11 protein-coding genes are annotated in these 11,431 nt (G+C 66.4%); 5 read left to right on the top strand and 6 right to left on the bottom strand.

Annotated elements, in window-relative coordinates:
• Positions 1–4: 4 nt before the first annotated feature.
• Together AC25Y0_RS10530 and AC25Y0_RS10525 are read right to left on the bottom strand one after the other, a co-directional pair.
• Entirely contained in the window at positions 5–346 is a 342-nt protein-coding gene (locus AC25Y0_RS10530; protein ID WP_488124159.1) for a gamma-glutamylcyclotransferase family protein, read from the bottom strand.
• A gap of 19 nt (positions 347–365) precedes the next feature.
• The gene (locus tag AC25Y0_RS10525) at positions 366–1,637 is read right to left on the bottom strand and encodes a DUF445 domain-containing protein (RefSeq protein ID WP_488134618.1); all 1,272 of its coding nucleotides are present in this window, start codon (positions 1,635–1,637) and stop codon (positions 366–368) included.
• 268 nt (positions 1,638–1,905) lie between these two features.
• On the opposite strand from AC25Y0_RS10525, the gene AC25Y0_RS10520 reads away from it, so the two are divergent.
• Positions 1,906–2,769, top strand: coding sequence for a DUF559 domain-containing protein (locus AC25Y0_RS10520; protein ID WP_488134617.1), 864 nt, complete (start codon positions 1,906–1,908; stop codon positions 2,767–2,769).
• Positions 2,770–2,873: 104 nt separating this feature from the next.
• On the opposite strand, the gene AC25Y0_RS10515 is transcribed toward AC25Y0_RS10520, so the two are convergent.
• From AC25Y0_RS10515 to AC25Y0_RS10500, 4 genes are all read right to left on the bottom strand, one after another.
• Positions 2,874–4,034 (bottom strand): acyl-CoA dehydrogenase family protein, encoded by a 1,161-nt coding sequence (locus AC25Y0_RS10515; protein ID WP_488134616.1) that lies wholly within the window; start codon positions 4,032–4,034, stop codon positions 2,874–2,876.
• Positions 4,031–4,786, bottom strand: a complete 756-nt coding sequence (locus AC25Y0_RS10510; RefSeq protein ID WP_488134615.1) for an alpha/beta fold hydrolase — start codon at positions 4,784–4,786, stop codon at positions 4,031–4,033. The genes AC25Y0_RS10515 and AC25Y0_RS10510 overlap by 4 nt, the downstream gene beginning before the upstream one ends.
• A 25-nt stretch (positions 4,787–4,811) precedes the next feature.
• Positions 4,812–4,955: a hypothetical protein gene (locus tag AC25Y0_RS10505; RefSeq protein WP_488134614.1), complete on the bottom strand. Its 144-nt coding sequence runs from the start codon at positions 4,953–4,955 to the stop codon at positions 4,812–4,814.
• Between the two features lie 73 nt (positions 4,956–5,028).
• Entirely contained in the window at positions 5,029–6,240 is a 1,212-nt protein-coding gene (locus AC25Y0_RS10500; RefSeq protein ID WP_488134613.1) for an MFS transporter, read from the bottom strand.
• 361 nt (positions 6,241–6,601) lie between these two features.
• On the opposite strand from AC25Y0_RS10500, the gene nrdH reads away from it, so the two are divergent.
• Genes nrdH through nrdF form a run of 4 tightly spaced genes read left to right on the top strand, consistent with a single transcriptional unit; the run spans position 6,602 to position 10,444 of the window.
• Positions 6,602–6,832 carry a glutaredoxin-like protein NrdH gene (gene nrdH / locus AC25Y0_RS10495; protein ID WP_488124166.1) on the top strand — a complete coding sequence of 77 codons (231 nt, stop codon included), beginning with the start codon at positions 6,602–6,604 and terminating at the stop codon, positions 6,830–6,832.
• 28 nt (positions 6,833–6,860) lie between these two features.
• Positions 6,861–7,292 carry a class Ib ribonucleoside-diphosphate reductase assembly flavoprotein NrdI gene (gene nrdI / locus AC25Y0_RS10490; RefSeq protein WP_488124167.1) on the top strand — a complete coding sequence of 144 codons (432 nt, stop codon included), beginning with the start codon at positions 6,861–6,863 and terminating at the stop codon, positions 7,290–7,292.
• The gene (gene nrdE, locus AC25Y0_RS10485; protein WP_488134612.1) at positions 7,274–9,436 is read left to right on the top strand and encodes a class 1b ribonucleoside-diphosphate reductase subunit alpha; all 2,163 of its coding nucleotides are present in this window, start codon (positions 7,274–7,276) and stop codon (positions 9,434–9,436) included. The genes nrdI and nrdE overlap by 19 nt, the downstream gene beginning before the upstream one ends.
• Before the next feature lie 33 nt (positions 9,437–9,469).
• Positions 9,470–10,444 carry a class 1b ribonucleoside-diphosphate reductase subunit beta gene (nrdF, locus tag AC25Y0_RS10480; protein WP_488124169.1) on the top strand — a complete coding sequence of 325 codons (975 nt, stop codon included), beginning with the start codon at positions 9,470–9,472 and terminating at the stop codon, positions 10,442–10,444.
• The last annotated feature ends 987 nt before the right edge of the window (positions 10,445–11,431 follow it).

Below are 11,431 nucleotides of genomic sequence, written 5' to 3'. Positions count from 1 at the left end.
CACGCTAGTGCAGTCGGTTCGCGATGTAAGCCCATGCCGCGCGGCCGCTCGCGAGCGTGACCTCGACGCGCCGGTACAGCTCCGCCTCGTACTCGTCGCACGCGTCGAGCTCTGTCTCGGTCACCCACATCGCCCGCCCGATGACCTTGTCGAGCTCGCTGCCGGTCGGACGCAGCATGGGCCGCGGCGGCGAATCCGACGAGCGGGGGTGGGGTGCTTCGGCATAGTCGAGCCGGTGCCCCGGCAAGATGTCGGGCTCGCTCTCGACGGGCCTGCCCAACGTGTTCAGCTGCACGTCTGGGCGCTGCAGCGTCGCGTAGGAGAAGAGGAGCTGGTCGGCATCCACGGGCTCAGATTACGCCGTGTCACCCCAGGAGTGCATGGGCAATCGTGAAGATCACCAGACCCGCCAGGGCGCCGACGATGGTGCCGTTCAGGCGGATGTACTGCAGGTCGCGGCCCACCATGAGCTCGATCTTCTCCGTCGTCTCGGCGGCATCCCACTTCTCGACGGTGTCGGAGATGATCGAGGCGATGTCGTGCCGGTAGCGGTCGACGAGGAACACGGCGGCGTCGGTCGCCCACGTGTCGACGCGGTTCTGCAGTGCGGCATCCGTCGTGAGGCGCTCGCCGATCTCGGCGATGGCCACCGTCGCCCGGCGCCGCAGCGGGCTGTCGGCGTCGGCGAGAGAGCGCAGCAGGCCTGCCTTCGCCGTGCCCCATGCCTGCGCGGCGAGCTCGCGCACGCGGGGGCTGTCGAACACGGCGGCCTTGGCGTCTTCGAACCGGCCGATCGTGACGGGGTCGTGCCGCAGGTTGTCGGCGAGGCGGACGAGGTAGCCGTCGATCGCCGTGCGTGCGGGGTGCTGCGGGTCGGCGCGAACCGCCGCGACGAACTTCGTCGCCTCACGGTAGGCGGTCTCGTCGATGAGGCGGTGGGCGATCGAGGGCAACCAGCTCGGCAGGCGGCGCGAGAGCAGTCCGGTGAAGGCGTCCTGGTTGTTCTCGAGCCACGCGGCGATGCTGTCGGCGGCGAGGTCGACGGCGGCGTGGTGGGCATCGGCTTCGACGATGCGCGAGAGCCAGTCCCCGAGCGGCGGGGCCCACTCCGGGGCGATGAGGTGCTCGCGGGCGAGGTCTTCGATGACATGCTGCACGTCGTCGTCGCTCAGGGCGCTGAGGACTCCGGAGGCCATGACCGACGCCTCGGCGGCGATGCGATCGGCGTGCTCGGGCTGCGCGAGCCATTCGCCGAGCCGCGCCGACAGGGCGGTCGCCTCAAGCTTGGCGCGCACGACGTCGCCGCGCAGGAACTCGGTCTCGACGAACTCGCCGAGAGTGCGCCCGATCTCGTCCTTGCGGTGGGGGATGATCGCGGTGTGCGGGATGGGAATCCCGAGCGGGTGGCGAAAGAGCGCCGTCACGGCGAACCAGTCCGCGAGGGCGCCGACCATGCCGCCCTCGGCGGCCGCCCGCACGTAGGCGAGCCAGGGGAGCTGCTGCTGCAGGGCGAAGGCGACGACGAACACGATCGCCATGAAGACCAGTGCGCCGAGGGCGACGCCCTTCATGAAGCGCAGTCCGCGGCGCCGCTCCTGGTCGGCGGGGCTCAGCAGGTGAGTGGGGGTGCGCGCCATGGCGTCATCCTCGCACGGGAGGAGGCCGACACGGCGGGGGTTGCGGGCGGGGGCCGGGCCGGTGGGGGGCGGGCGGGCGGCGGGCGGGCGCGGCCGGGAGGCGTCGACAACTCCGGACAGAACCGGGTTTCGGGCCTGCAACGGGCGGGTGGCGGGCGGTTTCTCCGGAGTTGTCGACGCCCCTCCCCAGGGCTGACTGAGCGCGCCCCCTCCCCACATCCGGCTGTCGGCGAGCCCGGCACGCCGCGCCGCCCCGACGATCGTCGGCATGATGCACCTCGATGTGCCCCGGAACACCCTGCTGCGACGTTGCGACCTCTCCGGTCACGGCTTGAGCGACCGTCACGCGCGGCGCCTCGTTCGCGACGGCGTGCTGCTGAAAGCTCGACGGGGCGTGTTCCTCCGAGCGGACTGTGCGCCCTCCGTCGCCACGGCGGCACGCGCCGGAGGACGCCTCGCGTGCGTCTCGGCCCTTCAGCTCGCCGGCGTGTTCGTGCACGGCGGGGCGACGGATCAGCTCGGCAGCCTCGGCGCCGTCCACGTGCAGGTCTCGGCCCGCGCCAGCCGGCTGCCCGTGCCCGCACGCGGCGCGGGAGTACGGCTGCACTGGGTCGAAGTCCGTCGCCAGCAGCCTCCCCAGCACGCCACCGTCGGAGTCTTCGACGCGCTCGTGCAGGCCGCGGGCTGTCAATCCCCACGGGCGACGATCGCGTCGATCGACTCCGCCCTTCACCTCGGGCTGCTCCACAAGGACGACTTGGACGAGCTGTTCGACGCGCTTCCGCGCCGGCATCGTCGGCTGCGTGGGCTCGTCGACGGTTTCGCCGAATCCGGACCAGAGACGCTCGTACGGCTGATGCTCCGCGGCCTCGGCGTCCGCCCAGAGCTGCAAGTGGAGATCCGCGGCGTGGGGCGTGTCGACCTGCTCGTCGACGGCTGGCTCGTCATCGAGTGCGACAGCCGCGCACACCACAGCAGCTGGGCCGACATCCGCAAGGACCGCCGCCGCGACCAGAAGCTCGCGGCCCTCGGATACGCGGTCTATCGCCCGATAGCCGAGGACATTCTGTACAACCCCGACACCGTGCTGAGTGCGCTCAAGGGGCTGCTGTTCGGGATGCGGCGTCGCTGACCCGTCGACAACTCCGGACGGATCGTCGCCCGGGCCGCCCCCAACCGCCCAACTCCCCATTCCTCCGGAGTTGTCGACGCGCTACGGGCGCAACACCGTCGCCGTCAGGACTCGACCGGCCCCAGCCAGGCCGAAGCGACCGTCGCGTGAGCGGACTCGGGGTCAGAGGGGTGGAAGAGCCCCGCGACCACGTCGCGATAGAGCCGGCTGAGCTCGGAGCGCGTGAAGTACGACGAGCCGCCCGCCGCGAGGACGGCGTCATCGACGACGGATTTCGCCATCGTCACGGCCCGATGCTTGACGCCGCTCAGCAGCGAGAACCAGCGGGCCCCGTGGTCGATGAGACCGTCGACGTCGCGGCAGAGCGCCTCGATCTGCGGGGGCAGCGCGTCGTAGGCGAGGGCCATTTCGGCGATGCGCCAGCGGATGTCGGGGTCCTGGCTGTACGTCTTGCCCGTCTTCTTCGAGGTGCGCTGCTGCACCGTCTCGACGGCGACATCGAGCGCCCGCCGCGCGATGCCGGTGTAGACCGAGGCGAGCAGCAGCTCGAAGACGCTGAAGATCCCGAAGACGATCGGGTCGGGATTGGGTCCTGGCGCCACACGCCGCACGACCCGGTCAGCCGGCGCGATCACGCCGTGCAACTCGGTCGTACGCGACTGTGTGCCGCGCATGCCCAGTGTGTCCCAGTCGTCGCGCGTCACGACGGCCTCTGACCGCGGAACGAAGGCATAGACCAGTTGCGGAGCATCGGGCGAGGTCGTGTCGAGGCCGTGCAGGCCCAGCTGCGTCCACACGGGGGCGAGTGACGTGAAGATCTTCGTTCCGGTGAACGCGTACCCGCCGTCGGGCTGAGGCGCCGCGTCGGTATCGCTGCCGAACAGCACGAGGTCGTTGCCAGCCTCACTGATCCCGAAGGCGAACACCTCGCCCGCGGCGGCGCCCTCCTGCACGAACCGCAGGCTGTCGATGCCGCGATCGGCGAGCACCTTGGCGACCCCTGTCCAGACGAGGTGCATGTTGATCGCGAGTGCTGTCGCAGGAGCAGCCGTCGCGAGGCGCTGCTGCAGAACGGATGCCTCGGCCAGGCCGAGCCCCGCACCCCCGAGGTCGCGCGGCACGAGGATCGCGAGGTAGCCGTTCGCCTTCAGATCGGCGAGGTCGTCCTCGGGAAAGGTGTTGTCCCGGTCATACACGACGGCGCGGGCACGGAAGCGCTCGAGGAGGTCGTCGGGCAGCAGGTCCGCGGGGTCGAAGGTCGTCATGACAGTGCCTCTCTCAGGTGCCCGATGGTGTCGTCGGGCTTGTCGCGGTGCGGCGAGTGGCCGGCGCCCGCGACGACGGACATCATCACGAGCGGGTTCGTGAGCACGTCGCGTGCGAGCGCGCCCGTGAAGATCGAGTACACCGTCGGGTCGGACGCGATGACGTGGGTCGGGATCGAGAGGCGGGATGCAGCGTCCCTTTCGTCCCACGTCGAGTTCTGGGCGCTCGTCTGCTCGACCGCCCAACGGCTGGCCTGCTGAGCCGACAGCGCCTTGAGCTCGATGTCGTTCTCGTGCCAGGTCGGATGCTCGGCGCGGATGGCCGCCGGCGTGGGGTCGGCGAACGAGCGTTCCAGGCTCGTGCGCACGATCTCGCGGTCGCGGGCGCCCAGGTGGATCGCGGGGTCGATCAGCACGAGTCTGCGCGTCCACGCTGGGTCGGTCGCGGCTGTCGCCGTGGAGGCCGCCGCACCGAGCGAATGGCCGATCACGAGGTCCCACGATCCGCCGTCATCGGGGCGTGTGACCGCGAGGTCGGTGGCATAAGCGGCGATCGTGTAGTCCAGGGCTCGCGGCGCCGTCCCGTGGCCACGAAGGTCGACCGCGACCGCGTGCCAGCCGTCCTCGGCGAGGGCTATGCCGTAGCGCCACATGAGCGCGCCGTTCGAGCCCAGGCCGTGCACGAGCAGGGCGTGGCGATCAGCGGCGGGATCGCCCCAGGACAGACGGGGGAGGGTCACGGGAGCCGGCATGGTTCCAGGGTAGGCCGCGCCCGGGTCACAGGCCGAGGAGCTCCCCGCCGAAGACGATGATCGCCGCCGCGGGCACCACGACGGCTGCCGCAGCGAGCACGATGAGCAAGAGGATGTTGCCGAGCAGGGTGAGCACGAAGGCTCCGGTCGCAGAGAGGTTCTTCGTCACACTCCAACGCTATGAACGCGGCCGGGGGTGCGGCATCCGTCTGCGGCACGACCTGCGTACCTCTCGAGGATGATCAGGGCTGGGTGAGGGTCGAGATCGGTTCGGTGTCGGGGATCGGGCTCACGTCACGGTGCCTCAGATCGGGGAACCAGCGCACGAAGACGACGGCGACGAGCAGCCCGGCGGCGGCGAATCCGGTTCCGGCGATGTACGCACCGCTCGGGCCGATGTCGTCGATGAGGAAGCCCGCGATCGACGACCCGGCTGCGGCGCCGATGAGCTGTCCCGTGCCGACCCAGCCATAGGCCTCGGCCGTCTCGCTGAACTTCACGCTCGCCGAGGTCATCGCGAAGATGACCGCGAGGGCGGGGGCGATTCCGATGCCGGCGAGCACGAGGGTGCCGCCGAGCCACCACACGTTGAGTGAGAGCATCGTGAGCGACAGGCCGACCGTGACGATGGCGAGGCGCCGCGCCATCGACCAGCGCCCCATCGGCAGGTGGCCGAGGGCGAGACCGCCGCCGAGGCTGCCGAAGGCGAAGACGGCGAGCACGAGGCCCGCCTCGAGGCCGCCGTGGTCGAACGTCGCGACGACGCCGGCCTCGACCGAGGCGCACGCGCCGATCAGCAGGAAGCCTACGACCGTCGCGAGCAGGACGGGTGGCTTGGCCAGCACGCGCCCGATCCCGCGGCGGCTCGGCGGAATCCGCACGCGCCCGAGTTCGGGGGACAGGACGAACCACGTGCCGCCGCCGATCAGCACGACGACGACGACCAGGAGCGCGGGGACGGTTCCCACCTGCGTCGCGACGAAGGTGATGACGACGGGCGCGAGGATCCAGATGACTTCTTGCAGCGAGGCGTCCAGCGAGTACAGCGGCGTGAGCTGCTTGGCCGGCACCATCTTGGGGTAGATCGTGCGGACGGCGGATTGCACGGGCGGCGTCGACAGGCCGGCGATGAGACCCAGCGCCATGTACAGCGCAAGCGGCAGGACGAGCAGGGCGATCGAGAGGATCGCGAGCGCGCAGACGACGAGGGCGATCGAGATGACGCGCCGCATGCCCCAGCGGCCCATCCAGCGGCTGGTGACGGGCCCGGCCACGGCCTGCCCGATCGAGGTCGCCGCGAGCACGAGGCCTGCTGCCCCGTACGAGCCGGTGACGTGCTCGATGTGCAGCAGCACCGCCAGGCTCGTCATCCCATTGGGGAAGCGCGCCGTCAATTGCGCTGCCATGATCCGCCCGACGCCGGGCGTGCGCAGAAGCTCCCGGTACCCCGCCACGGATCAAAGGTAGTGCTTCGGGATGCTGCCGGGCGACACGCCCACGACACGCCAGGGCGTCCGATCATCGCCCGATCCGATGTCGGAACCCCCTCGTAGCGTCCCGCCTGTGGATCGTTTGAGTGCGGGGCCTCCGAAACTGGCGTGATCCTGGCCTTTTCGGACACCGCAGCCAGTGTCGATCCTGTGGATGAATCGGTGGACAACTTGTGTTGTACCTGTAGAGAACGGTGGAAAACTACACGGATGTAACTACTAGACCTTGTGGTGCTATCGAATGTCGGCACCCATATGTAGTATTGGACTCCCGGTGGGGGGAAACCGCCGGAAAGCATCGAATGTAAGGGGGAGACGGATCCACATGGCGATCACGGTCTACACGAAGCCGTCGTGCGTGCAGTGCACCGCGACGTATCGAGCACTCGACTCGAAGGGCCTCGAGTACGAGGTTCTCGACCTCTCCGAGGACCCCTCGGCACTCGAGCAGGTGAAGGCGCTCGGCTACATGCAGGCGCCTGTCGTCATCACCGATGAGGACCACTGGTCGGGCTTCCGTCCCGACAAGATCGACGAGCTCGCGTCTCGTCTCTGATCAGGACGCATCACTGAGGGGGAAGGCCATGCAGGTCGCCGTTGAGGCACCGCTGCTGGTGTACTTCTCCAGCGTTTCCGGCAACACCGCCCGCTTCATCGAGAAGCTGGGCATGCGTGCCGCACGCATCCCGCTGTATCCATCTCACGAACCCCTTCTCGTCGACGAGCCGTTCGTCCTGGTCACTCCCACCTACGGGGGCGGCCAGGGTCGAGGCGAAGAGAAGGGGGCCGTTCCCAAACAGGTGATCCGGTTCCTCAACGACGAGCGAAACCGTCGTCACATCCGCGGGGTCATCTCCGCGGGGAACACCAACTTCGGCGAGGCGTTCTGCCTCGCCGGCGACATCATCAGCCGCAAGTGCCGTGTGCCCCACTTGTATCGGCTAGAAGTATTCGGCACGCCCGAGGACATCGATCGCGTGAGCGACGGATTGGAACAATGGTGGAATCTGCAGTGACCGAGGCGCGGACCGACTTCAAGCACAACCCCGCGTTCGAAGGGCTGGATTACCACGCCCTCAACGCGATGCTGAATCTGTACGACGCCGACGGCAAGATCCAGTTCGACGCCGACAAGCGTGCGGCGAGGGAGTACTTCCTGCAGCACGTCAACCAGAACACGGTGTTCTTCCACTCCCTCAAGGAGCGGCTCGACTACCTCGTCGAGAAGGAGTACTACGAGCCGACCGTGCTCGAGAAGTACTCGTTCGACTTCATCTCGAAGCTCAACGACTTCGCGTACTCGAAGAAGTTCCGCTTCGAGACGTTCCTCGGTGCGTTCAAGTACTACACGAGCTACACGCTCAAGACCTTCGACGGCAAGCGCTACCTCGAGCGCTTCGAGGACCGCGTCGTCATGACGGCGCTGGGCCTGGCCGACGGCGATGAGAAGCTCGCGATGGACCTGGTCGAAGAGATCATTTCGGGTCGCTTCCAGCCGGCGACGCCGACGTTCCTCAACTCGGGCAAGGCGCAGCGCGGCGAACTCGTCTCGTGCTTCCTGCTGCGCATCGAAGACAACATGGAGTCGATCTCGCGCGGCATCAACTCGTCGCTGCAGCTGTCCAAGCGCGGCGGCGGCGTTGCCCTGCTCCTGTCGAACATCCGCGAAGCGGGCGCGCCGATCAAGCAGATCGAGAACCAGTCTTCGGGCATCATCCCCGTCATGAAGCTCCTCGAAGACAGCTTCAGCTACGCCAACCAGCTCGGTGCGCGTCAGGGTGCCGGCGCTGTCTACCTCAACGCCCACCACCCCGACATCATGCGCTTCCTCGACACCAAGCGTGAGAACGCCGACGAGAAGATCCGCATCAAGACGCTGTCGCTGGGTGTCGTGGTGCCCGACATCACCTTCGAGCTCGCCAAGAACGGCGAGGACATGTACCTGTTCTCTCCGTACGACGTCGAGAAGGTCTACGGCGTGCCGTTCGGTGACATCTCCGTCACCGAGAAGTACCGCGAGATGGTCGATGACGCGCGCATCAAGAAGACCAAGATCAACGCTCGCGAGTTCTTCCAGACGATCGCTGAGATCCAGTTCGAATCGGGCTACCCGTACATCATGTTCGAGGACACGGTGAACAAGGCCAACCCGATCAAGGGCCGGATCAACATGTCCAACCTGTGCAGCGAGATCCTGCAGGTCAACACGCCGACGACGTACAACGAGGACCTGTCGTACGACCAGATCGGCAAGGACATCTCCTGCAACCTGGGTTCGATGAACATCGCCCTCGCGATGGATGGCGGCAACATCGGCCAGACCGTCGAGACGGCCATCCGGGGGCTCACCGCCGTGAGCGACCAGAGCCACATCACCTCGGTGCGCTCCATCGAAGACGGCAACGACCGCTCGCACGCGATCGGCCTCGGGCAGATGAACCTGCACGGATACCTCGCCCGCGAGCACGTCCGCTACGGCTCGGAAGAGGGCCTCGACTTCACCAACATCTACTTCTACACGGTGCTCTACCACGCGCTGCGCGCGTCGAACGTCATCGCGAAGGAGCGGGGTCAGGTCTTCGACGGGTTCTGGGACTCCACCTACGCGTCCGGGGAGTTCTTCGACAAGTACATCGACCAGGAGTGGGTGCCGCAGACCGAGCGCGTCGCCGAGCTCTTCGCCGGTGTCCACATCCCCACGCAGGAGGACTGGACGGCGCTGAAGGCCAGCATCCAGAAGCACGGGATCTACAACCAGAACCTGCAGGCCGTGCCGCCGACCGGTTCGATCTCGTACATCAACAACTCGACGTCGTCGATCCACCCGATCGCGTCGAAGGTCGAGATCCGCAAGGAAGGTAAGCTCGGCCGCGTCTACTACCCGGCGCCGTTCATGACGAACGACAACCTCGAGTACTACGAGGACGCCTACGAGATCGGCTACGAGAAGGTCATCGACACGTATGCCGCGGCGACGCAGCACGTCGACCAGGGCCTGTCGCTCACGCTGTTCTTCAAGGACACCGTCACGACGCGCGACATCAACAAGGCGCAGATCTACGCGTGGCGCAAGGGCATCAAGACGATCTACTACATCCGCCTGCGGCAGCTGGCACTCGAGGGCACCGACATGACCGAGTGTGTCTCGTGCATGCTGTAGTGGCTTTGATCTGGGATTTTTCGAAAGGCAATCATGGCTGAGAAGCTGCAGCTCCTGAACCACGTGCAGGCGATCAACTGGAACCGCATCCAGGACGACAAAGACCTCGAGGTGTGGAACCGCCTCGTGAACAACTTCTGGCTGCCCGAGAAGGTGCCGCTGTCCAACGACATCCAGTCCTGGAATACGCTCACCGATGACGAGCAGATCCTGACGATGCGGGTGTTCACGGGTCTCACCCTGCTCGACACGATCCAGGGCACGGTCGGCGCCGTCTCGCTCATCCCCGACGCGATCACGCCGCACGAAGAGGCCGTCTACACGAACATCGCGTTCATGGAGTCGGTGCACGCCAAGAGCTACTCGTCGATCTTCTCGACGCTGTGCTCGACGAAAGAGATCGACGAGGCGTTCCGCTGGTCGACCGAGAACACGAATCTGCAGAAGAAGGCGCAGATCATCGTGGACTACTACCGCGGCGATGACCCCCTCAAGCGCAAGGTCGCTTCGACCCTGCTCGAATCGTTCCTGTTCTACTCGGGCTTCTACCTGCCGATCTACTGGTCGTCGAAGGCGAAGCTCACGAACACGGCCGATCTCATTCGCCTCATCATCCGTGACGAGGCCGTGCACGGCTACTACATCGGCTACAAGTACCAGCGCGGACTCGAGACCGTCGACCAGGCGACGCGCGACGAGCTGAAGGACTACACGTTCTCGTTGTTGTATGAGCTGTACGAGAACGAAGTTCAGTACACGCAAGACCTCTACGACCCCGTGGGTCTCACTGAAGATGTCAAGAAGTTCTTGCACTACAACGCCAACAAGGCGCTCATGAACCTCGGCTACGAGGCGATGTTCCCCTCGTCGGTGACGAACGTGAACCCCGCGATCCTGTCCGCGCTTTCGCCGAACTCCGACGAGAACCACGACTTCTTCTCGGGCTCCGGTTCGTCGTACGTCATCGGCAAGGCTGAGGCGACCGAAGACGACGACTGGGACTTCTAAAAGTCCAGGTCAAGCAGGTAATCACCGGATCGCACCATGAACACTGAGGCCCCCGCCAGCAGCTCGCATAGAGCCCCCGGCGGGGGCCTTGCCCACGTTTTGCCCACATTCTGTGAGCGGCTGACCTCCTCAGAGGGGACGAACGATGGCCAAGGGTGACATCAGTACGTACAACGAGGACGGCGTCTGGAAGCGAAGTACGGCGAGAACGGCATCAAGCTCGACCACACGACGGCCGCGCGCAGTCGGTCACGAACCGGTACCTGCTGGAAACGCCCAGCCGTGTGCAGGCGATCAACATCGAGGACCTGGTCACTCCGACCGCGAATCCTGCGATGGCCAAGACGTTGTTCGCTGGGCCAGCGTCGGGTCGCGCGTTTAGCCTGCCACAGTGCTCGGCTGCTCAGTAAATCTCAACGGCCTTCCAATCGGTTAGGCCCTCGTGTGCGCTTGTCGGCGCGCGCGAGGCCGTTCGCTCTGACAGAGCGGGGCAGGGCAGGTACTGATCCATCGGGTGGCCGCCGGCACGCAGGATGTATGCCGCGGGGCCGGGGTGAAGTGCGGGTGATCTTCGAGTTTCACCCTTGTTGCTGGTTTTCCCCGCCCCTACGTTGTGGCGTACAGAGAGGGGGTCCCCAGCTTCCCTCTCTCTTGGTGCAATGCCCGCTGCGAAAATCCGGGGTCGGTTCCGGCGACACGGCTGAAGGGTGGGCTTGGGTGACGCCAAGCGCCCAGGCCCACCGCATCTTGTTCGGATGCCGGTGAGCCACGAGAACGCCTCGGGGCTGCCGTATCGGTAGGTGACGTCTGAATTGGGCAGCCCAGCAGGGTGAGCAAAGTGTCACATATGAGCGAGTTGGTCAGCGCATACCCGCTATTTAGGGCAGCAGAGTACTTCCGTAAGTGTGGCTGAGAGCGTCTTCACCCGAGGGTGATCTTCATTGTCACCCGGGTGATCTCTGCACTGCCCGATATGCCTAGTTGTCA

This window comes from Microbacterium sp. Y547, from assembly GCF_057669785.1.
The sequence above is the reverse complement of the archived record's forward strand: the minus strand, read 5'-3'. Positions and strand labels throughout refer to the sequence as shown.